The 19,995-nt window shown below is 62.8% G+C and carries 22 protein-coding genes; 11 read left to right on the top strand and 11 right to left on the bottom strand.

Annotated elements, in window-relative coordinates; genetic code table 11:
• Positions 1 to 3: 3 nt before the first annotated feature.
• The 3 genes from rfaE1 to EOB80_RS04910 form a co-directional block, all read right to left on the bottom strand.
• Positions 4 to 1,497, bottom strand: a complete 1,494-nt coding sequence (gene rfaE1, locus EOB80_RS04925) for a D-glycero-beta-D-manno-heptose-7-phosphate kinase (protein WP_127318552.1) — start codon at positions 1,495 to 1,497, stop codon at positions 4 to 6.
• Between the two features lie 140 nt (positions 1,498 to 1,637).
• Positions 1,638 to 2,270, bottom strand: coding sequence for a LysE family translocator (locus EOB80_RS04920; protein ID WP_127326842.1), 633 nt, complete (start codon positions 2,268 to 2,270; stop codon positions 1,638 to 1,640).
• A gap of 440 nt (positions 2,271 to 2,710) precedes the next feature.
• On the bottom strand, positions 2,711 to 2,947 hold the full coding sequence (locus EOB80_RS04910) for a type II toxin-antitoxin system Phd/YefM family antitoxin (protein WP_023809741.1): 237 nt from the start codon (positions 2,945 to 2,947) through the stop codon (positions 2,711 to 2,713).
• A gap of 150 nt (positions 2,948 to 3,097) precedes the next feature.
• On the opposite strand from EOB80_RS04910, the gene rfaD reads away from it, so the two are divergent.
• From rfaD to waaC, 3 genes are read left to right on the top strand one after another with little or no spacing between them, the layout of a single operon-like run.
• Complete coding sequence (gene rfaD / locus EOB80_RS04905; protein WP_127326841.1) at positions 3,098 to 4,066, top strand: ADP-glyceromanno-heptose 6-epimerase; 969 nt, start codon at positions 3,098 to 3,100, stop codon at positions 4,064 to 4,066.
• Positions 4,039 to 5,046: a lipopolysaccharide heptosyltransferase II gene (gene waaF, locus EOB80_RS04900; protein WP_127318556.1), complete on the top strand. Its 1,008-nt coding sequence runs from the start codon at positions 4,039 to 4,041 to the stop codon at positions 5,044 to 5,046. Before rfaD ends, waaF begins: the two co-directional genes overlap by 28 nt.
• The gene (gene waaC / locus EOB80_RS04895; RefSeq protein ID WP_127326840.1) at positions 5,043 to 6,032 is read left to right on the top strand and encodes a lipopolysaccharide heptosyltransferase I; all 990 of its coding nucleotides are present in this window, start codon (positions 5,043 to 5,045) and stop codon (positions 6,030 to 6,032) included. Before waaF ends, waaC begins: the two co-directional genes overlap by 4 nt.
• Positions 6,033 to 6,274: 242 nt before the next feature.
• Here the strand turns inward: waaC and greA are convergent, their stop codons facing one another.
• Together greA and EOB80_RS04880 are read right to left on the bottom strand one after the other, a co-directional pair.
• Positions 6,275 to 6,748 (bottom strand): transcription elongation factor GreA, encoded by a 474-nt coding sequence (greA, locus tag EOB80_RS04885; protein ID WP_013530066.1) that lies wholly within the window; start codon positions 6,746 to 6,748, stop codon positions 6,275 to 6,277.
• A 272-nt stretch (positions 6,749 to 7,020) separates the two neighbouring features.
• Entirely contained in the window at positions 7,021 to 7,560 is a 540-nt protein-coding gene (locus EOB80_RS04880; protein ID WP_127326839.1) for a tetratricopeptide repeat protein, read from the bottom strand.
• Between the two features lie 141 nt (positions 7,561 to 7,701).
• Between EOB80_RS04880 and EOB80_RS04875 the strand changes: the two genes are divergently transcribed.
• The 3 genes from EOB80_RS04875 (at position 7,702) to EOB80_RS04865 (ending at position 10,319) form a co-directional block, all read left to right on the top strand.
• Positions 7,702 to 8,127 (top strand): DUF3775 domain-containing protein, encoded by a 426-nt coding sequence (locus EOB80_RS04875; RefSeq protein WP_013530064.1) that lies wholly within the window; start codon positions 7,702 to 7,704, stop codon positions 8,125 to 8,127.
• A 186-nt stretch (positions 8,128 to 8,313) separates the two neighbouring features.
• Positions 8,314 to 9,396 carry an extensin family protein gene (locus EOB80_RS04870; RefSeq protein WP_164762519.1) on the top strand — a complete coding sequence of 361 codons (1,083 nt, stop codon included), beginning with the start codon at positions 8,314 to 8,316 and terminating at the stop codon, positions 9,394 to 9,396.
• A gap of 116 nt (positions 9,397 to 9,512) precedes the next feature.
• Entirely contained in the window at positions 9,513 to 10,319 is an 807-nt protein-coding gene (locus tag EOB80_RS04865; protein WP_127326837.1) for an extensin family protein, read from the top strand.
• 12 nt (positions 10,320 to 10,331) lie between these two features.
• Here EOB80_RS04865 and EOB80_RS04860 read toward each other — a convergent pair whose 3' ends face one another.
• Complete coding sequence (locus tag EOB80_RS04860; RefSeq protein WP_127326836.1) at positions 10,332 to 11,045, bottom strand: gamma-glutamylcyclotransferase; 714 nt, start codon at positions 11,043 to 11,045, stop codon at positions 10,332 to 10,334.
• A 110-nt stretch (positions 11,046 to 11,155) separates the two neighbouring features.
• Here EOB80_RS04860 and EOB80_RS04855 point away from each other — a divergent pair, with 110 nt between their 5' ends.
• Entirely contained in the window at positions 11,156 to 11,863 is a 708-nt protein-coding gene (locus tag EOB80_RS04855; protein WP_127326835.1) for an LssY C-terminal domain-containing protein, read from the top strand.
• A gap of 12 nt (positions 11,864 to 11,875) precedes the next feature.
• Here the strand turns inward: EOB80_RS04855 and EOB80_RS04850 are convergent, their stop codons facing one another.
• The gene (locus EOB80_RS04850; RefSeq protein ID WP_127326834.1) at positions 11,876 to 12,898 is read right to left on the bottom strand and encodes an NAD(P)-dependent alcohol dehydrogenase; all 1,023 of its coding nucleotides are present in this window, start codon (positions 12,896 to 12,898) and stop codon (positions 11,876 to 11,878) included.
• A 127-nt stretch (positions 12,899 to 13,025) separates the two neighbouring features.
• Here EOB80_RS04850 and EOB80_RS04845 point away from each other — a divergent pair, with 127 nt between their 5' ends.
• Complete coding sequence (locus EOB80_RS04845; RefSeq protein ID WP_127326833.1) at positions 13,026 to 13,940, top strand: LysR family transcriptional regulator; 915 nt, start codon at positions 13,026 to 13,028, stop codon at positions 13,938 to 13,940.
• A 75-nt stretch (positions 13,941 to 14,015) separates the two neighbouring features.
• Positions 14,016 to 15,326, top strand: a complete 1,311-nt coding sequence (locus tag EOB80_RS04840; protein WP_127272177.1) for a hemolysin family protein — start codon at positions 14,016 to 14,018, stop codon at positions 15,324 to 15,326.
• 27 nt (positions 15,327 to 15,353) lie between these two features.
• Here EOB80_RS04840 and EOB80_RS04835 read toward each other — a convergent pair whose 3' ends face one another.
• Positions 15,354 to 15,746 carry a nuclear transport factor 2 family protein gene (locus tag EOB80_RS04835; RefSeq protein ID WP_127326832.1) on the bottom strand — a complete coding sequence of 131 codons (393 nt, stop codon included), beginning with the start codon at positions 15,744 to 15,746 and terminating at the stop codon, positions 15,354 to 15,356.
• Between the two features lies 1 nt (position 15,747).
• Positions 15,748 to 16,632 (bottom strand): NAD(P)-binding domain-containing protein, encoded by an 885-nt coding sequence (locus tag EOB80_RS04830; RefSeq protein WP_127326831.1) that lies wholly within the window; start codon positions 16,630 to 16,632, stop codon positions 15,748 to 15,750.
• Between the two features lie 129 nt (positions 16,633 to 16,761).
• Between EOB80_RS04830 and EOB80_RS04825 the strand changes: the two genes are divergently transcribed.
• Complete coding sequence (locus EOB80_RS04825) at positions 16,762 to 17,115, top strand: winged helix-turn-helix transcriptional regulator (RefSeq protein ID WP_127270482.1); 354 nt, start codon at positions 16,762 to 16,764, stop codon at positions 17,113 to 17,115.
• Between the two features lie 82 nt (positions 17,116 to 17,197).
• Here EOB80_RS04825 and EOB80_RS04820 read toward each other — a convergent pair whose 3' ends face one another.
• Positions 17,198 to 17,452 (bottom strand): DUF1127 domain-containing protein, encoded by a 255-nt coding sequence (locus EOB80_RS04820; protein ID WP_127326830.1) that lies wholly within the window; start codon positions 17,450 to 17,452, stop codon positions 17,198 to 17,200.
• Between the two features lie 230 nt (positions 17,453 to 17,682).
• Here EOB80_RS04820 and EOB80_RS04815 point away from each other — a divergent pair, with 230 nt between their 5' ends.
• Positions 17,683 to 19,191, top strand: a complete 1,509-nt coding sequence (locus EOB80_RS04815; RefSeq protein ID WP_127326829.1) for a winged helix-turn-helix domain-containing tetratricopeptide repeat protein — start codon at positions 17,683 to 17,685, stop codon at positions 19,189 to 19,191.
• A gap of 50 nt (positions 19,192 to 19,241) precedes the next feature.
• Here EOB80_RS04815 and EOB80_RS04810 read toward each other — a convergent pair whose 3' ends face one another.
• Positions 19,242 to 19,940: a CGNR zinc finger domain-containing protein gene (locus tag EOB80_RS04810; protein WP_127326828.1), complete on the bottom strand. Its 699-nt coding sequence runs from the start codon at positions 19,938 to 19,940 to the stop codon at positions 19,242 to 19,244.
• Positions 19,941 to 19,995: the final 55 nt, after the last annotated feature.

Raw genomic sequence — 19,995 nt, 5'->3', positions numbered from 1 at the left:
CCCTCAGTTTGTGGTGCCGCCGGCGCGCAATTTGCCAATGGTGTTGGTGGTGCTTTTGCCGGCGACGAGATCGACCAGCACAACGCGGCCGCCGGCTTTCTGCACGGCATCGGCGCCGACCACGGTGTCGACGGTGTAATCGGCGCCCTTGACCAGTATGTCGGGCAGCAGCGCTTCGATCAGCGCCAGCGGCGTATCTTCCTCGAACACCACGACCGCGTCGACCGAGGCAAGTGCTGCCAGCACGCAGGCGCGGTCGTGCTGGTCGTTGACCGGGCGCCCGGCGCCCTTCAGTCGCCGCACCGAAGCATCGCTGTTGAGGCCGAGCACCAGCCGGTCGCATTGGCTGCGCGCCGCGTGCAGCAAGCTGACATGGCCGGCATGCAGGATGTCGAAGCAGCCATTGGTGAAGCCGACGCTCAGGCCCTCTTCCTTCCACGCCGCCACCATGCGCGCGGCCGACGTGGCGTCGAGGATGGCGTCCTTGTGGGCCGTCGGCCCATGCGAACGGAACAGCGCGCCGGTGAGTTCCTCGACCGTCAGCCGCGCGGTGCCGCGTTTTCCCACCACGACGCCACCAGCGGCATTAGCGATCGAAGCGGCCATGACCGTATCGGCGCCCACGGCCAGCGCCAGCGCGAAGCTCGCGATCACCGTGTCGCCGGCGCCCGAAACGTCGAACACTTCGCGCGCCTGGGTGGCGATGTGGCGCGCCTCGTCGGGGCCGACCACGCTCATGCCCTTTTCGCTGCGCGTCGCGACCACGAAATCGAAACCATGTGCCGAAATCAGCTCGCGTGCGGCACCCACGATCTCGTCATCGGCGAACACCGCATGGCCGGCGGCCTCGCCGAGTTCCTTGCGGTTGGGGGTGATGGCGGTCGCCCCGGCATAGCGCGCGTAATCGCGGCCTTTCGGGTCGACCAGCACCGGCTTTCCAGCCTCGCGGCAGATGGCGATCAAGTCGCCGGCGACGCCGTCGAGCAGGACGCCCTTGCCGTAATCGGACAGGATGACGATGTCGGCGTGCGCCAGCGCGGCTCGGAAATGCCGGATCAGGCCGGCTCGCTCCGCGGCGCCGAGCGGCTTGATCTCCTCTTCGTCGAAACGCAGCACCTGCTGGTTGAGCGCGCTGAAGCGGCTTTTGGACGAGGTCATGCGACCACGCTCCTGCGCGAGGCCCGCCGTATCGGCGCCAAGCTCCCGCAGCATCCGCACCAGACTGTCGCCCGCCAGATCGGCGCCGATTACGGAAACGGGGACAGCGGCAGCGCCGAGCGAAACGATGTTGGCCACGACGTTGCCGGCGCCGCCCATGGTCGAGGTTTCGCCGCGCCCGTGCAGCACCGGGATCGGCGCCTCCGGCGAAATCCGCTCGATGACGCCGTTGACGAAACGATCGAGGATAAAGTCGCCGACCACCAGCACGGTGGCCTGGCCAAACCGCGCAATGGCGCGGTGCAACGGTTCGGGAGAAGGCGGATTGTGCTTGATCATGTCACCGGCAACGCGAGGGTAAGGCAAATCTCAATCGTGCTGAAAATTGTCAATTTACGGGCCGGATCGTTCATGCCTGCCGATATACCGCAAATTCACGCAGCGCAACGGCAGGGCATGATCCCGGCAGGCTCGGGCGGTCAGCTCTTCTGCAGGGCGACATGGACGCCCAGCCCGACCAGCACCGTGCCGCCGGCCCGCTGCATCAGCCGCTGTGCGCGGCTCGAACGCCGCAAACGGCCGATCACGGCGCCCGCCAGGAACACGCAGACGATATCGGCCGAGGAGAACATCAGATTGACGATCGTGCCGAGCACGACGAACTGCAGCCAGACCGGAAACGCCGCCGAGGCGTCGATGAATTGCGGCAGGAACGCCATGAAGAAGATCGCTGTCTTCGGATTGAGCACCTCGACGGTGATGCTCTCGAAAAAGGCGCGCCGCGCCGATTTGCGCTCGATCGCGGGCAGCGCCGCATCGCCCTCCACGCGCTTGCGAAACAGCGAGACGCCAAGCCAGATCAGATAGAGCGCGCCGACCAGCTTGACCGCCAGGTAGAGCGTCGGCACGGCATGAAACAGCACCGACAGCCCGGCAGCCGCTGCGAAAACATGCACGTAGCCGCCCAGATGAATGCCAAGTGCCGCCGTCAGGCCGGACCAGCGGCCGCGCGCCATCGTCTGCGCGGCCGCATAGAGCATGGCCGGGCCTGGAATGTAGGCGAAAATCGCCGTGGTGGCGAAAAACGCGATGAGCAGTTCGGTCGATGGCATTTTTGGTCCCTCACGATCGTGCTCTGTTCTGTCGATTCAGTCCGCGCGCGGGATGGCTTTGGACTGACCCGTGCGGACAACCGCAGTAAAAGCGAACATAATTTCTTGTGAAATGACGGGCTGAACGCGCCGATTCGCGCACCCGGCTCGAAATAGGCCGACGCTTCCAGGATATCATGATTGTACTCATCGACCATGACCCAAAGGGGCATAGGGTCGAGGCCCGCACGGTGGCGTTCAATTTCCGGGATGCTGACGGCAACGCGATCACGGCCCGGCTGCGTGGAAGTGATTGCAGGGATGAAGAGGTCGTACCGCCGGCTTTCCCAGGAAGGACAGCCACAAAGGCCACAGGCCGTGACTTCCGGCCTTCGGTCTCGCCGTCTCCGTGTTGGCGATGCCAAAGATATGGATATCGCCAGACGTCCGCAGCGGCGGGTTTAATCACGGTCCAATTCCGCGGCGTACTCCTCGAGCATCTCGACATGTTCGGTCGGGGCATCCTCCGCAGCGTAGACGCGGCGGCTGTCGTTGCCGAAGCGCGCTTCGTAGGCCTCGATGCTCATCAGGACGTATCTCGGCTTGTTGTGGCGAGTGATGGAGACCGGCTGCTGGCTGGCAGCTGCAAGCACATCTCCAAGATTCTGTTTCAGATCGGTCGATGGATAGTTTTTCATGGGATACCCTGTTTTGTCCATAATAGATAAAACAGACAAAACAGACAAGCGCATAAAAGTGGCAGGGACAGGCGCATGCACCTGGCTTTGTCGACAGCCCGCCTAGCCTCCCCTATAAGGACCGGAATCGCAAGCAACCAGAGGCCCTTCATGATCATCGTCACGGGCGGCGCCGGCATGATCGGCTCCAACATCGTCGCCGCGCTGAATGCCGAGGGGCATGACGACATCCTCGTCGTCGACGACCTTACCGACGGTCACAAGATCGCCAATCTTGCCGATCTCAAGATCGCCGACTATCTCGACAAGAACGATTTCCTGGCCCGCATGGAGGCCGGCTCGCTCGGCCGCATCGAGGCGGTGTTCCACCAGGGCGCCTGCTCGACCACCACCGAATGGAACGGCAAGTTCATGATGGAGGTGAATTACGCCTTCTCGAAACGGCTGCTGCATGCAAGCCAGGCGTTGCGCGTGCCTTTCCTTTATGCCTCCTCGGCTTCCGTCTATGGCAGCGGCTCGGAGTTTCGCGAGGATCCCGCGCTCGAGCGGCCGCTCAACGTGTACGCCTATTCCAAGAAGCTGTTCGACGACTACATCAGGCGAACCGTGTTCGCCGGGCGCACCGCCTTCGATACCGACCATTCACAGGTCGTAGGCTTGCGCTACTTCAACGTCTATGGCCCGCGCGAGGCGCACAAGGGCGCCATGGCCTCCGTCGCCTTCCATCTGTTCAACCAGGTCGAACAAGGCCAGAACCCGAAACTGTTCGGCGCCTATGACGGGTTCGGACCCGGCGAACAGAGCCGTGACTTCATCCATGTCGGCGATGTCGCCGACGTCAATCTGTGGCTGTGGAAACGGGGCTCAAGCGGCATCTTCAATTGCGGCACCGGCCGTGCCCAGCCCTTCCGCGCCATAGCCGAAACGGTGATAGACACGTTGGGGAAAGGCGAGATTGAATTCATCCCCTTTCCCGACCATCTCAAGGGCAGCTACCAGAGCTTTACGCAAGCTGATATGTCCCGTTTGCGCGCGGCCGGTTATAACGGCCAATTCCGGACAGTGGAAACCGGTGTCAGAGACTATGTCGAATGGCTGAAAGCCCAACGATCCTCGTGATCGGCCCACGCTGGGTGGGCGACATGGTGATGGCGCAGTGCCTGTTTTCGGCGCTGAAGGAATTGCATCCCAACGTCGCCATCGATGTGCTGGCGCCGGCCTGGGCAGCACCCCTGGTCAAGCGCATGCCCGAAATCCGCCAGCAGATCGACTTTCCGCTCAAACCCGGCGCGCTCGAATTCACCCATCGCCGCCGCTTCGGCCGCCTGCTGCGCGGCCGCTACGACATGGCCTATATCCTGCCGGGCAGCTGGAAGTCGGCGCTGATCCCGTTCTTTGCCCGTATTCCGCGCCGTGTCGGCAATTTGCGCGAGATGCGCTATGGCCTGTTGACCGACATCGTGCCGCTGCCCGATGACGTGAAACGACGCACCGCGCAGGCCTATTTCGGCCTTGCCCAGGGCGGCACTTTCCGGGCGCCACGGCTCAGCGTGGACACGAAAAACCAGGTCGACCTGCTCGGCCGTTTCGGCTTGGCGCCGCAGAAATTCGTGGCCCTGATGCCCGGCGCCGAATTCGGCCCGGCCAAGCGCTGGCCCAGCGAAAGCTATGCCGGGCTTGCCCACGATTTCATGGGCAAAGGCTTGAAGGTCGCACTGTTCGGCTCGAAGAACGACCGCGACGTGACGGCGGAGATCGCGGCCCTGGCCCCCGGCGTCGTAGATCTCGCCGGACAGACGCGGCTGGAGGACGCCATCGATCTGATATCAGCCGCAAGGCTGGCCGTGTCCAACGACAGCGGGCTGATGCATGTCGCGGCCGCCGTCGGCACGCCGATCGTCGCCGTCTACGGCTCGACCTCGCCTGAGAACACGCCGCCGCTGGGGGAACGCCGCGAGTTGGTCTGGCTTGGCCTGTCGTGCTCGCCCTGCCACCAGAAGGTCTGCCCGCTCGGCCACCTCAACTGCCTGAAGACGCTGGAAGTCGGCCAAGTCGCGGCAGCGGCGGACCGGCTGCTGGACATCCCGGCAGCGGCATGAAGGTGCTGATCGTCAAGACGTCGTCGATGGGCGATGTCATTCACACCTTTCCGGCCGTCGAGGATGCCCGTTGCCACCGCCCGGACCTGTCCTTCGACTGGTGCGTCGAAGAGGCATTTGCCGGTATCGCCGCGCTTCACCCGGCGATCGATCGGATCCACACGGTGGCGATCCGGCGCTGGCGCAAGGCGCTGCTCGATAGCGGCACCTGGCGCGAGGCGGCCGCCCTGCGCCGCACCTTGCGCGATTGCCGTTACGACCTCGTCATCGATGCGCAAGGCCTCCTGAAATCGGCTCTGGTGGCAAGGCAGGCCGGCGCCCCCATTGCCGGCTTCGACCGTTCGAGCGCGCGCGAACCTTCTGCGACGCTGTTCTACGATGCCACTTATCCCGTACCGCGCGACCTGCACGCCATCGAACGGACACGGCGGCTGTTCGGGCTGGCGCTCGGCTATCAGCCCGATCTTTCGACCCTGGACTCCGGCATCGTGCCGCCCGTCGGCACTCTGGCGGGCATCGCCGGAAAAACCGCCTTCCTGCTGCACGGCACCAGCCGCGAAGACAAGAAATGGCCGGCCGAAGACTGGATTGAAACCGCGCGCCTCCTGATCGAGCGGGGGATAACGCCGGTCACGACCTGGGCGAACGAGCGCGAGAAGGCCGTGGCCGAAGCCATTGCCAAGGCAGTGCCATCGACAGTTGTGGTGCCAAAGTCACCGCTGGCCGACATCGCTGCGTTCATCGGCCGCTCGGAACTGGTCATCGGCGCCGACACCGGGCTGACCCATCTCGCCAGCGCCTTCGGCCTGCCAACGGTTGCGGTGTTCCTGGCGACCGAGCCCGGGTTGACGGGTCCGCGCGGGCAATATGCGTCGACGCTTTTGGCAGTGCCCGGGAAGCGTGTGATGCCGGCGGGGGTGGTGGCGGAGGCAGAAAGGCTGGCGGGACTCCAGGTCCTTGGCAAGGCCAACGCTGGCAAGAATTGAAGTCAATCGGAAAGGCTGGCGCTGCCCCTCATCCGCCTGCCGGCACCTTCTCCCCGTATAACGACGGGGAGAAGAGAGCTGAACGCAAGGCCAGCGTCTATTCTGCTACGTTGAAAATCGGCGAAATCGTCGATGAGAGCATCTTTCTCCCCGTCACTATACGGGGAGAAATGCCCGGCAGGGCGATGAGGGGCGGCGCAAACCTCAGCTTAAAAATCGCAGCCGCGCCCCCCTCAAATCCCCTAGATGAACTGCACCTGGACGATCTCATATCCCCTGGCACCGCCAGGCGCATTGACTTCGATGGCGTCGCCGACTTCCTTGCCGATGAGCGCACGCGCGATCGGCGAGGAGATCGAGATGCGGCCGGACTTCACGTCCGCCTCCTGGTCGCCGACGATCCGGTAAGTCTTCTTTTCCTCGGTGTCCTCGTCGACCAGCACCACGGTGGCGCCGAACTTGATCTTGTCGCCGCTGAGCTTGCTGACGTCGATCACTTCGGCCCGCGCGATATAATCTTCAAGCTCGTTGACGCGGCCCTCGTTAAGGCTCTGCGCCTCCTTGGCGGCATGATATTCGGCATTTTCGGACAGGTCGCCATGCGAGCGCGCTTCGGAGATCGCCTCGATGATGCGCGGCCGCTCTTCCTGCTGGCGCCAGCGCAGTTCTTCCTTCAATGACGCGAACCCCTCGCCTGTCATCGGGACCTTGTTCATGATGCCTGACCTTTCCTGCTGCCACCCCCGCGTTTCGGGGAAAGCCTTGTCGATGGGTACAAAAAGAAAACGGGTCCGGCAGCCTCGGGCTAACGGAACCGTTTCACCGCAATTTCCCTGAATATAGCAATGTCAGCGGGTTTTTCACGCCCAAAAATCGGTTTTGCTAAAATCATCCCCGTTTTCATCAGCCAGGGCGGTGAATGAGGCTGGGGGCAACAAAAAGCGGCCGCGATCGCTCGCGGCCGCTTGGAAGGAGCCCTGGGATCTTTTCAGCTTCTCATGAAATGGTCGATCTGCTCGGCCAGCATGCCATATTCGCGCGAACCCTTGCCGGTCCGCTTCTCGATTTCCATCAACTGCTGCTGGGCGCCGGCCAGATCGCCGATCTGCAGATGCGCTTCGCCGAGATATTCGCGCACCAGCGTGTAGTTCGGATCGATGCGCAGCGCTTCCTCGTAATAGCCGAGGCCGACGGTGACGCGGCCGGAATGGCGGTGCGAATAGCCGAGATAGTTGAGGATGCGCGGATCCTGCTTGTTGGCGGCAAGGCTGAGCACGGCGATCGCCTCGTCATAGCGCCCGGCCATCGCCAACGCGTGGCCAGCATCATAGATGCTGTCGTCGTCGAGCATGCCCTCCTGGGGTGCGACGCACTTTTTCTTCTTCTTGTCCCAGACTTCGCCCTTCTTGCATTGGGTGACCGTCTGATCGCTGCCGCCACTCTCACCGCCGGCGGCGAACACTGGAACGGCAAGGAACTGCAGCGCGACAAGGGCAGTCGCCACCTGGATCAGCACTCTTTTATGCATCGAAGCCTCCTGGAGGGTGAGAATGCAACACTAACGCCGGTCGGCTTGCGTTTCATCCCGGAAAATCGCGTGCGGAGAACATCAGGTGACGGATGCCGCAAATCCGCTATCATCCGGCAAACGACCTGAGGGAGACGGCCCTTGCAGCGGCGGCTTGAAAAGGACTGGGAGCTTTCGATCGGCCCCGACACTGTGCGCCTGTTCATCCTCAAGGCCAAGGCGCTGAGTGCGGCCGTCAATGAAGACTATGCCGATGGCGCCGAGCATGAGGTCGAGCTCGACGGCGAGTCCCATGTCAACCATCACCATGACGGCCTTGCCGAGGAAAGCTCCGAGAATCTGACCGAGGAAGAGCTGCGTGAGCTGATCAACGACCTCAATGTCGATGAAGCAGCCGAACTGATCGCGCTGGCCTGGGTCGGTCGCGGCGACTACGACGCCACCGAATGGGCGGACGCACTGGCGGCCGCGCGCGAACGCGCCAACAAGCGCACCGCAAAATACCTGCTTGGCATGCCACTGCTCGCCGACTGGCTGGAGGAAGGGTTGGAAGCGATAGGTGCGTAACGGAGCGGTTACCGTTCGTGATGCGGCCGAGGCAACCACCTTGCGTCGGCGCCGTTGACGGCGATGGGGCCGCTTATCTTTTCCCGAACGTTCAGGATCTTGTTCGTCATGGCCGTCACGGCCTTGCTGATAATGCCGGCCGAGGCGAGACATCGCCATCGGCATCACCAGCCGTTGACGCCGAGGATAGAGCAGCCGTTGACTCCACGAGCCGAACAGCCTCTTAAACCGCGAGGCGGAAAGCGCCTGAAACCACGAAGACATCGGTCGGTTACGCCGAAGCAGACACAGCAGAAAACGCAGTCTCCGCTGCCCTTGCCTGCCGATGCTCCGGTGCCTGGACCATCTGTTCCGGCACCAGCGCCCGGCATTCCGGTGCCGGAACCGCGCCCGGCGGACGCTCGGAAGGCTGACACTGCAAAGCCGCAGGAGCAGAAGACGGAAGCTCCGAAGACCACCGGCGCGCCCGAAGGTTCCAACGAAGAAAAATCCCGCCAGGAAAAGCAGGCACTCCCCGAGTCGTCAGTTCCCGAACCCTCAACCGATACCGAAAGCGAACCGGAGCCGCCCGCGGTCGCGCCAACGCCGACACCAAAACCCGACATCGCGGAGCCCGAGGCTCAGCCGCCAACAGTTGCCCCGCAGCCACCGCACAAGCCGCCCGATGCAGATGACAAGAAGATGCTGCCCGATCCGCGCTCGGCCGATCTGCCCGATGAAAAAATGCCAGCCGAGGAAGTCGCATGCCGCGAACGGCTGAAGACGCTCGGCGTCGAATTCGAAGAACACAAGGCGGAAAGCCAGCCCGAAATCGGCTGTTCGATCCCCTACCCCATCGTGCTGAAGACCCTTGGAAAGTCCGTCGCCATCGGCCCCGGCACCGAGCTCAATTGCAAGATGGCCGAGGCGACGGCGCGTTTTGCCGCCGATGTCATCCAGCCGGCGGCGAAAGCCGAATTCGGTGAGGACCTGAAATCGATCGGCCAGGCATCGGCTTTTGTCTGCCGGCCACGCAACGGCACCCGAAAACTGTCGGAACACGCCTTTGGCAACGCGCTCGACATCGCCAGCTTCACGCTGTCGGACGGCAAGAAGATCGAGGTCGGCCCGGCGCCGCCGGAGAAGGACGCCAAATTCCTCAACGCCGTGCGCAAGGCAGCCTGTGGACCCTTCAAGACGGTGCTCGGTCCGGGCGCCGATCCTGATCACTCCCTGCATTTCCATCTCGATCTCGAACCGCGCCGGCATGGCGGCACGTTCTGCCAGTGAGCATGGCTGATCCAGGCCGCGTGCCGCAATTCGGCCGCAGGCATGAACGCGGGCGCTGAGTTTTCCTTTACCCTTGATCGTTAAAATGCCGGATATCCATCAACGGGATTCCGCCAATGGCCGGCAAATTTCGGGCCGTGTTTTTCGCCACCGCGCGCCAGGCAAAATATGCAGCAATGCTGACCGCCGGCCTGGCGCTGGCGGCGCTTTCCGCCTGCAACACCGGCAGTGTGCTGTCGCTGCAGCCGGCCGTCGACGTCGGCGCGCAGACGGCTGCCGTGCCGCAATATGCCGGCATGCAGAAGCTTGTCCCTTCCAATCCATACATGACGCAGGCCGCCTATCCGCGCATGGACGAGCCGATGTCGCCCGTCGAGCAGATGCCGGCCAGCGAAACCGACTGCCGGCAGCAATTGAAGCGTCTCGATGTCGCCTACACCGACCTGGCGCCGATCCATGAAGGCCAGTGCGGCATCGATTATCCGGTCAAGGTTTCGGCCATCGGCAACATCCAGATGAAACCCGCCGCGACCCTGACCTGCGACATGGCCGCCACCTTTGCCGGCTGGACGAAGAACGAGCTCGTCCCCTCCGCCCGCTGGCGCTATTTCTCCGGCGTCAAGACCATCCACCAGGGCTCCAGCTATTCCTGCCGCAGGATTGCCGGCGAAGGTGTCCTGTCCGAGCATGGCAAGGGAAATGCGCTCGACGTCATGAGCATCGAACTCAACAATGGCGACGACATCGACGTGCGCAAGCCCGGCCTGTTCGCCTTCCGCACCCGCGGCTTCCTCAACAATGTGCGCGCCGACGGCTGCCAGTACTTCACCACCGTACTCGGCCCCGGCTACAATTACGACCACCGCAACCATTTCCATTTCGACATCAAGAACCGCAAAAACGGTTATCGCGCCTGCCGTTAGGGAGAGATCAGCCTAATCGGCGCCACCGGTTGAAGCGGCGATCTGCCGTGCAACCAAGTCCTGGATGCGCCAGAGATTCCGGTCGCGGATGCCGCTCTCTTCAAGCTTGCTCACGGTCCTGAACAAATACTGCGCCGAAGAGCCCCAATGACCGGCAGCCCGTGCCAGAGTGTCGGCAACCTGCTCCAATGGCAACCGGCCGGCATAGGCGCTGCCGTCCGGCGCGGCGACGAAAGCCAGGGCACGCAGCGGCCCGTCCCTGGTCTTGACCTTGATCCAGCATGGCACGTTGGTTGGCGGGTTGGCATCGATCTCGCGGCGCATCAACTGGCCGAGTTGCCCGAAATGATCTTCCGCGGGCAGCCGATAGGCAATGCCATTGCAACTGCCGCCTCGATCGAGCGCCAGCATCAGGGCCGGCAAATCGCGGGTTCCGCGCCAGCGGGTCAGTTTCAGGCAAAACGAGCGGTGCCATCCCGGCGCCGTGGCCGGGCGCTGCTCGACATAGGCGAATTCGGGGTTCCAGATCAACGACCCGTAGGCAAAGACCCAAAGCGTCTCGGGACGATGCTGCAAAAGCAGCTTTTCGACCAGGCCATCGAACTCCACATCGGTGTGCTCGCTGGTTCCGGGCTCTGGCCCGGGATCAGGCTCGACACGCTCAACTTGCGCGACAAGCTCGGCGGTCAACGCCATTGGCTTGCGGCTTGCCAGCTTCCGCTCCATTGCTGCCCCCGCGAGGAAACGATGGCCCACGATAGACCGGCGGCGCGCTGCTGGCCATTGATTTCCAGGGTCCGGCAGGCAACAGATACCGCACGGATCGGGCGGCGTTCATGAGCCAGCGAAGTTTTCGGCGACGCGTTGCAATCTGGGTGGCGACCTTGCTGGCCGCCTATCTGGCGCTCGCCTATTTTGCCGCACCGGAATTCTGGACGTTTCACGATCGCGGCTTTCGCAAGCACAGCTTCGAGATGGTGACGCACACGCCACAAGGCATTCCGGGCGATCCCATCAATGTCGGTCTTGTCGGTACGCGAAAGGAAGTAGTGCACGCCTTCGCCGTCGCCGGCTGGGACACCGCCGACGCCGTGACCCTGAAGACCGCGATCGAGATCGGTGAAAGCGTGCTGTTCGACCACCCCTACCCCGATGCGCCGGTCAGCAGGCTGCTGTTCGATGGCCGCGCCCAGGATCTCGCCTTCGAAAAGCCGGAGGGCCTCAGCGCCGACCGCCGGCATCATGTCCGCTTCTGGCTGACCGATGCAAGCGGCGACGATGGCCGGCCGCTGTGGCTGGGCTCGGCCAGCTTCGATCGCGGCGTCGGCCTCAGCCACGACACCGGCGCCGTCACCCACCATATCGGCCCCGACATCGACGCCGAGCGCGATTTCCTGATGCGCGACCTGGCCACCGCCGGCACGCTGATCTCGACCAGCGATATATCGGGCGTCGGCGCCACCAGTACAGGACGCAATGGCGGCGGCGATCCCTATTTCACGGATGGCGAGGCAATTGTCGGCGTGTTGAAGCAGTTGCCCTGACCATCGCAAAAGTCAGTTCGTGGTGATCACGATCTTGCCGAACGGCCCTTTCTCCAGATGCTGCAAGGCTTGCGGCACCTCGTCGAAGCCAAAGAGCTTGTCGATGACCGGCTTGATCGCCAGCGCCTCGATCGCCTGATTCATACGTTCGAAGGCGCGGCGATGGCCAACCGACAGGCCCTGCACGGTGATGCGGTTGCGCATGAAGGGCATGATAGGGAAGCTGAGCTCCATCGCGCCCAACAGGCCGATGATCGACAGCCGACCATCGGCGGCGAGCGCATTCAGCGATCGCCGTGCATTGTCGCCGCCGACCATTTCCAGCACGTGGTTGACGCCCAGCCCATTCGTCAGCTCACGCACGGCCTCATCCCAGGCCGGTTGCGTGCGGTAGTTGATCCCTTGCCAGGCGCCGAGCTTTCTCGCCCGCTCAAGCTTTTCATCGCTGCTTGAGGTGACGATGGCGCGCAGGCCGAACGCGGTGGCGAACTGCAGCGCAAACAGCGACACGCCGCCGGTGCCCTGGATCAGAATGGTCTGGCCCGGCACCGGTCTGGTCGCTTCGGCCATGGCGAACCAGGCCGTCAGCGCCGCGATCGGCAATGTCGCGGCCTCGATATCGCCGAGCGATGGCGGCGCCAGCACCGCGGCGTCCTCGCCGAAGATGACATGGTCGGAAAGCATGCCCGACAGCGACGACCCCAGCGTGTGCTTATGCAGCACCGGCGGTGCGTCGCCATCCGGCCAATCGGCGATCACCTGGCCGAGCACGCGCTGGCCGACCTGAAAGCGGCTGACCGCACTGCCGACGGCCACCACTTCACCCACCGCGTCGGATGTCGGCACGAAGGGAAAGGCAAGGTCGGGGATCAGCACGCCGTCTACGATCATCTTGTCCTTGTAGTTGAGCGACACGGCCTTGGTCCGCACCAGCAAATCGTGCGGCCCTGGCTCGGGCACCTTGCCTTCCACCTGGCTTAGCCTCGACAGGCCAAAACCGCTCATCTGCCAAGATCTGTTGATTGGGGTGCTCATGTCGTGTCGCGCTCCGTGCGTTGATGCCAGGCGAGACATTTATGCCTTTCGACTATAGAAAATAGTGCTTCCGTGCGGTATAATTTGACACTGATTGCGGATTAAAAGTCGACAATAGGAAATCGCTATGGAAACGGCCGACCTGCAAGGCATCGTCGCGTTTGTTCAGGCGGTGGAGGCCGGCAGCTTCACCAGCGCCGGCGAGCGGCTGCATGTGACGAAGTCGGCGATCGGCAAATCGATCGCGCAGCTGGAGCAGAGACTCGGCGTTCGCTTGCTGAACCGCACCACCCGCAGCCTCAGCCCGACCAGCGAAGGCGTCAGCTATTATGAAGCCTGCGTCCGGGCCCTTGCCGAGATCGAAGCCGCACAGTCGCTGCTTGCCTCGCGCCGTCAGGTCCCGTATGGCCGGCTTCGGATCGACGTGCCGCTGGCCTTCGGCCGACGCTGCGTCGCGCCCGTGCTGTTCGAGATTTCGAGGAAATTTCCGGACCTGACGGTGGAAGTCTCCTTCAATGACCGCCGCGTCGACCTGATCGAGGAGGGCATCGACCTGGCGATCCGCATGGGCGAACTCGACGACAGCCTGTCGCTTGCGGCCAGGCGCCTCTACGCCCAGCGCTCGGCCATATGCGCGGCTCCCGACTATCTCGACAGGCATGGCCGGCCGCAATCGGTCGCGGATCTCGCCGATCACAGCGTCATCGGCTACGGTCGCGAGGGCATCGTCCGGCCCTGGGTGATCAGGCATTCCGACGGCCATCTCGCAACCTTCATGCCCAAGGCGCGACTCGTTCTCGGCCATGGCGAACCGATGCTGGATGCAGCGCTCGCCGGCTGCGGCATCGCCTTCCTGCCGACATGGCTGGCCGCCGACAGCCTCAAAAGCGGCGATCTCGAAATGGTGCTGTCGGACTGCCTGGTCGAGAACATCGTCGTGCATGCCGTCTGGCCGGTAACGCGCGCGCTCACGCCAAAGGTACGGGTTGTCGTCGACGCCCTCGTCGAACATTTTTCGACGCCGCCCTGGGATGCCGCGTGACCGAAATGCCGGTCATTTCTCAAAAATCACGTCGGACTATTTTCGAAGACCGCGCCGCAATGCTATTGACCGCTCATGTTATACGTAGAAATCGCTATCGTGGTCGTCCTCATCTGTGTGAACGGCCTTCTGTCGATGTCCGAACTTGCCATCGTCTCGTCGCGACCGGCCCGCCTGAAAGCGATGATCGACCGAGGCATCAATGGCGCCGGCCGCGCGCTCGAGCTTGGCTCGAATCCCGGCAAGTTCCTCTCCTCGGTGCAGATCGGCATCACCCTGGTCGGCGTCCTCTCCGGCGCCTTTTCCGGCGCCACGCTCGGCGAACGGCTGGCGCAGTTCCTGGCTTCGACCGGCATCCGCGAGACCGTCGCCGATCCGCTCGGCGTCGGCATCGTCGTCGCCATCATCACCTATTTCTCGCTGATCGTCGGCGAACTGGTGCCCAAGCAGATCGCGTTGCGTGACCCCGAGCGGGTCGCCGCCAGGGTCGCTCCGGCAATGACCATCCTCGCCACCGTCTCGGCGCCGCTGGTCTTCCTGCTCGATTTCTCCGGCCGCACCATATTGTGGCTTCTCGGCCAGCGCGGCGAAAGCGAGGAGAAGGTCACCGATGAGGAGATCAAGATGCTGGTCGCCGAGGCCGAGCATCACGGCACCATCGAATCCGACGAGCGGCGCATGATCGCAGGCGTCATGCGGCTTGGCGACCGCGCCGTGCGCGCGGTGATGACGCCGCGCACCGAAGTCGACTGGATCAATCTGCAATCCGACGAGGCGGCCATCCGCAAGCTGCTCATGGAAACCCAGCATTCGCGCCTGCCGGCAGGCGACGGCGGCGTCGACGTCATGGTCGGCGTCGTCCAGACGCGTGACGTGCTGGCCGCACTGCTTGCCGGCCGCGTGCTCGACCCGCGCAGGCATGTGCGCGCAGCCCCCATCGTCTACGACCAGGCCGACGCGCTGGATGTGCTGCAGAAGCTGAAGGAATCCGACGTGCCGATGGCGCTGGTGCATGACGAATACGGCCATTTCGAAGGCATCGTCACCCCGGCCGACATTCTGGAAGCCATCACCGGCGTGTTCCGCGCCGACACCGACGCCGGCGATGAGGAAAACGCGGTCAAGCGCGAGGACGGCTCGTGGCTGCTCGCCGGCTACATGCAGGCCGACGAGATGGCCGACATTCTCGGCATCGATCTGCCGGAAAACCGCGATTACGAAACCGTCGCCGGTTATGTGCTGTCGCACATGCACCATCTGCCGGCGACCGGCGAATGCGTCGACGCCCAGGGCTGGCGCTTCGAGGTGGTCGATCTCGACGGCCGCCGCATCGACAAGCTGATCGCCACCCGCCTGCCCGGCGCCCAACGCGAGGCGGTGCGCTGACATGTTCGAATGTCAGCTTTTGACCGGTTAGCTGACGCCGCCCTCTGCCAGAGATCGAACTGGTTTCAACAAACCGAAGAAGCCAATGATGCGCGTTATCCGTTTCTGCTCCTCATCCAGAAAAGCGATGTCCAGGCCCTCGGGTAAAGACGAACCGTCAGGCATCACAAACTTCCACGCGAAGCGCGCGACGCCGCGATGAACATCCACGTTGCTGGTCCGCAGAATGCATGCACCCGGATACTCGCTCTGAATTCCTGCAATGTGGGCTAGAAGTTCTTCAGCACCAACTGCGTGAACGGTTGGATCGGTATACGTCGCGCCATCGCTCAAGATCGATAACAGCGACACCCGCCGCTTCTCGGCGTTTTCGGTGGACCACGATGCACAATACTTATCAATGAGATGCGTCAAAGGCATGCTACTTCCCTGTCGCCAGAAAATTCGAGAGCGCGGCGAAATCATCGTGCAAGTGGCCCGCCGCTATGGCCCGTTTGAATATCGCATCATAACCATCGACTATTGAACGGTCGATTTCGCGGAACTGCATCAACTCCAATAGATGCTGCATTGCGCCGTGGTGCGCCGAGATCGACGAGAGCGTTTCGTTATCGCTGGCAAATCGGCCAGCGCTCGTCCGCTTGATGAGGTCGGTCACCAGGCCGTCAATGACCGGCGCCGTCGCGGACCACTGCCGCGCCAGTTCACCGAGTTCGATCTCTTCGGCCTGCGACACGGCGATCGCATGGAGCGTCCCGAACAGAGCGCCCCACATGATAGCCAGTAGTGCGCTATCGAGCCCGTTCGCACGCCCTGGTTCTTCGCCAACGTGCTGAACATTGCCACCCAAAGCGCGAAACACATCGCGGTTCGTGTCGAAAGCCGCCCTTGGCCCGGCAAGCAGGATGGTTCCGGCTTCCGTGCCGATATAATCCGGCGTCGCCATGATCGCGCCATCAAGGTAGTTTGCGCCGTGCTCCCTATACCATTCAGCCGCTTCCCGTGCGCCATTTGGCGTCCCGGAAGTCAACTCCACGATCAGCTTGCCGCGAATGGCTGAGGCGATGGCGTCACTGTGGAGAAGCGCTTTTGTCGCCTCATAGTCGCTGACATTCACAATGATGATCTCGCCTGCGTTCACGGCTTCCTCGACGGAGGGCGCGACGATTGCGCCCAGCCTGGCGAGTGGATCGGTCTTCTGTCTGGTTCTGTTCCAGACAGTCGTCGGGTATCCGGACTGAAGCAGGCTGCCGGCGAGCGCCGAGCCCATACGGCCCGTTCCAATAACCGTGATTGAAAGCTTCATTCCACACTCCATATCAATTGGCGGCGTCAGACCGCGTTTTGCTGTGATCGTCTTGAGAGGTATGTCAAAACGAGCGGCGCGCGATACGCACCCGGGCGTAAGTGGTCACCAGAAGGTAAGGAACGCGCGATGAACAATTCCGCGGACAATGGCTTTGCAGCGGCCGTCAGGATGGTCGAAGGAAAGTGGAAAGTAGATATCCTTTGCGAGCTCGGAACGGCGTCGCGCAGATTTGGTCGATTGAAGCAGGCGCTCTCTGGCATCAGTGAAAAGATGCTGGCGCAACAATTGCGAGAACTGGAGGCGGACGGCCTTGTCGACCGCAAGGTCTTTTCCGTGGTTCCAGCGAAGGTAGTCTATTCGCTGACAGAACGCGGCGCGGCGCTCAACGCAGCAGCAGGTTCACTATGTCTGTGGGCCGAGCAATTCGGCCTGCCCGGCTGCACTCAGATTACCAATGGCGTACATATGGATGCCCTCTGATGCATATCGCCCAAAGCGACCTCGGTTTGGGCGCCCATCGCGAGGCGGTGCGCTGACGCCCGACGCAATTGCGGCATTCGCTCTATCGTTCCCAGAAGGGCTTGGCGATCTCTCCCTCGACCTGCTGTATCGTCAGGCCGATATCGTCGATCAGATGCGGATTGTCCTTCGACATCTGCCTGAGTTGCCAGCGAAAGCGTATCCGTTCGCGCCAGGCCCGATCGTGCCAACTCGCTATGATGCTTCGCAGGGTCTTCAGGAGCCGGCGCGATGCCGGCCGCACGGGCGTTCCCGGTCGCGCTGCACAACGCTGGGCTGATGCAAGTGTATTGGTCATGGCAACCTCCATATGGTTTGAGGGTCTGGGGCTCTCGATGAGGTTGAATTCTGCGCGATACGGACGGCGCCGTAATTAAGCCCTCCCAAATAGTTCTCAAAACTTCCAAACGAGCCAGAGCGGTTCACCGGCTCACGGAACCGGCAAACTACTCTAACCCTTTGTTTTGACGCAATTCCGAACAGAAAACCGCTTCACACTTTTCCTGAAATTGCTCTATAGATGCGCCTATGCAGGGATCGCGTTTTGCCTTTGGTCCGTTCGTGCTTGATCCGGGTGCGGGAACGCTGCTTCGGAACGACGTCCCCGTTGCCGTTGGCTATCGCGGGCTGAGCCTGCTTGCAGCACTCGTCGGGCGGCCCGGTGAAATCTTGGGGAAGGCCGAGTTGATGGACGCTGCATGGCCGGGCACGGCCGTGGAGGAAGGCAACCTCACCGTCCAGATCGCGCAGTTGCGCAAGCTGCTTGGTCCTGTCGGCGAGAACGGCGAATGGATATCCACCGTTCCGCGCGTCGGCTACCGTTTCACGGGGGCCGTCGAACAGCTCGGCGAGGCCAAGCGAAAACCCTTGCCGCTGCCCGACAAACCATCGATAGCCGTGCTGCCCTTCGTCAATTTCAGCAACGATCCCGAGCAGGATTCCTTCGTGGACGGATTGACCGAAGACCTCATCACCGACCTGTCCAGGATCTCCGGCCTGTTCGTCATCGCCCGCAACTCGACCTTTGCCTACAAGGGAAAAGCGATGGACGTGCGCGAGATCGCCGGGGATCTTGGCGTGCGCTACCTGCTGGAAGGCAGCGCAAGACGCGCCGCGGGGCGCGTGCGCATCAACGCACAGCTGGTCGACGCGATGAGCGGCGATCATCTGTGGGCGGAACGCTTCGATCGCGGCCTGGACGATATCTTTGCCGTTCAGGACGAGGTTACGGCCAAGATTGTGGAGGCGTTGCTTGGCCGTCTGCGCGCGCCGCCGCCGCGCAACCGACCCAGCAATCTCGAGGCTTACGATCTCTGCGTGCGGGCGCGCAAGCTGATCGACGATTCGCCGCAGATGGCGCAGGAAGCGCATCTGATGCTGACGCGCGCGGTGTCGCTCGATCCTGATTACGCCGAGCCCTATCGCTGGCTTGCCATGAACCACTGGATGGGACGGGTGCATTGGGGCGGACCAACCGAAGCTGCCCGCAGCGTAGCCTTGGAGCTGGCGCGCAAGGCCGTGGCGATCGATCCCAACGATGCCGGCTGTCGCTGGATCCTGGCTTATCTGCTTGCCTATGAGCGCAGCTTCACTGAAGCGGATGCGGAATTCGCCAAGGCGATCGAGCTCGACCCGAACGAGGCCGACACCTGGGCGGCATTGTCCGACATCGCGGTCCTGGCCGGCCGGGTCGAAGAAGGCCTCGAGCACATCGGCAAGGCGTTCCGGCTGAACCCGTTTCCGGCGAGCTGGTACTATCTGACGCTCGGCCAGGCGCAATATGCGGCGCGCGACTACCAAGCCGCTATCGAGACGTTGCGCCGTGACGAGACCTATCGCACAAGCTCCCGCCGTTTCCTGGCCGCCAGCCTGGCCCAACTCGGCCGGCTCGACGAGGCGCGCGCTGAGGCTGAACTGTTCCTCGTCGGCAACCCGCATTTCACAACCCATCACTGGGCGACGACCGAGCCATTCCGCGACGCCGCTACGCTCGAGCATTTCGTCGATGGTTTTCGCAAGGCCGGTCTTCCGGAGTGACGCGCCGGTATTCGGCCTGCCCGCAGCAAAACGACGTGGCTAACCCGGGTCTAGGCATGGGCATGATCTCGGTGGCGCGAGACCTTCTCGCGATTGCCGCAGGTGCGCATGCTGCACCAGCGCCGCTTGCCGCCTCGCGACGTATCGAGGAAAAGCCAGCCACAGCGAGGGCAGGAATGCAGCCTGTCGCGCGGCAGGGTGAAGAACGCTTCAATGGACAGCATGGCCAGCAAGGCGGTGACGGCGTCCGGGTCCCGCCACCGGGCAAGGGCAAGCTTCGGCCTGGTGCCATCCAGTTCGATAGAGCCGGCGGCAAGCGAGCTTGCCGTGCGCGAGAATAACACGCCTAGAGCAATTCCAGGAAAAGTGTGAAGCGGTTTTCCGTCCGGGATTGCGTCAAAACAAAGAGTTAGAGCAGCTCGCCGTTCCCGTGAAACGGTGACATGATCTAGCGGTTCTTCCGCAGACGGTTTGCCCGCGGCGATCGACTCGAAAATCTGAAATGACGCCTCCCGCACTTCGCGGACGCGCTCCACGAACCGCCCATCCGCTATCTCGGCAACGGCCTGCGCCTGGCGATCGTCAGCAAGCCCTGAGGCGTTGAACCAGTTCGCAACATCCCGGACGGACTTGAACAGTTCATTATCAGCTGCCGGCGCCCGCCGGTCGAACACGGCATTCGACAGGTCCAAAGCGGGATGCCCGCCGATGAAGTGATCCGGCACCCATTCGGTGTATGCATCGCCCACGGAACATAACCTCATTAACCGCATTATACGGTTACATGATGTAACCACTATCACA

It is taken from the genome of Mesorhizobium sp. M7A.F.Ca.MR.245.00.0.0, from assembly GCF_003997415.1.
Taxonomy (GTDB): Bacteria; Pseudomonadota; Alphaproteobacteria; order Rhizobiales; family Rhizobiaceae; genus Mesorhizobium.
This window is presented reverse-complemented; position numbering and strand designations above follow the sequence as displayed.

Coding starts and splice junctions, on each gene's coding strand:
- rfaE1 (WP_127318552.1), bottom strand. CDS start 1,497: ATGATCAAGCACAATCCGCCTTCTCCCGAACCGTTGCACCGCGCCATT.
- EOB80_RS04920 (WP_127326842.1), bottom strand. CDS start 2,270: ATGCCATCGACCGAACTGCTCATCGCGTTTTTCGCCACCACGGCGATT.
- EOB80_RS04910 (WP_023809741.1), bottom strand. CDS start 2,947: ATGAAAAACTATCCATCGACCGATCTGAAACAGAATCTTGGAGATGTG.
- rfaD (WP_127326841.1), top strand. CDS start 3,098: ATGATCATCGTCACGGGCGGCGCCGGCATGATCGGCTCCAACATCGTC.
- waaF (WP_127318556.1), top strand. CDS start 4,039: ATGGCTGAAAGCCCAACGATCCTCGTGATCGGCCCACGCTGGGTGGGC.
- waaC (WP_127326840.1), top strand. CDS start 5,043: ATGAAGGTGCTGATCGTCAAGACGTCGTCGATGGGCGATGTCATTCAC.
- greA (WP_013530066.1), bottom strand. CDS start 6,748: ATGAACAAGGTCCCGATGACAGGCGAGGGGTTCGCGTCATTGAAGGAA.
- EOB80_RS04880 (WP_127326839.1), bottom strand. CDS start 7,560: ATGCATAAAAGAGTGCTGATCCAGGTGGCGACTGCCCTTGTCGCGCTG.
- EOB80_RS04865 (WP_127326837.1), top strand. CDS start 9,513: ATGGCCGGCAAATTTCGGGCCGTGTTTTTCGCCACCGCGCGCCAGGCA.
- EOB80_RS04860 (WP_127326836.1), bottom strand. CDS start 11,045: ATGGAGCGGAAGCTGGCAAGCCGCAAGCCAATGGCGTTGACCGCCGAG.
- EOB80_RS04855 (WP_127326835.1), top strand. CDS start 11,156: ATGAGCCAGCGAAGTTTTCGGCGACGCGTTGCAATCTGGGTGGCGACC.
- EOB80_RS04850 (WP_127326834.1), bottom strand. CDS start 12,898: ATGAGCACCCCAATCAACAGATCTTGGCAGATGAGCGGTTTTGGCCTG.
- EOB80_RS04845 (WP_127326833.1), top strand. CDS start 13,026: ATGGAAACGGCCGACCTGCAAGGCATCGTCGCGTTTGTTCAGGCGGTG.
- EOB80_RS04840 (WP_127272177.1), top strand. CDS start 14,016: ATGTTATACGTAGAAATCGCTATCGTGGTCGTCCTCATCTGTGTGAAC.
- EOB80_RS04835 (WP_127326832.1), bottom strand. CDS start 15,746: ATGCCTTTGACGCATCTCATTGATAAGTATTGTGCATCGTGGTCCACC.
- EOB80_RS04830 (WP_127326831.1), bottom strand. CDS start 16,632: ATGAAGCTTTCAATCACGGTTATTGGAACGGGCCGTATGGGCTCGGCG.
- EOB80_RS04825 (WP_127270482.1), top strand. CDS start 16,762: ATGAACAATTCCGCGGACAATGGCTTTGCAGCGGCCGTCAGGATGGTC.
- EOB80_RS04820 (WP_127326830.1), bottom strand. CDS start 17,452: ATGACCAATACACTTGCATCAGCCCAGCGTTGTGCAGCGCGACCGGGA.
- EOB80_RS04815 (WP_127326829.1), top strand. CDS start 17,683: ATGCAGGGATCGCGTTTTGCCTTTGGTCCGTTCGTGCTTGATCCGGGT.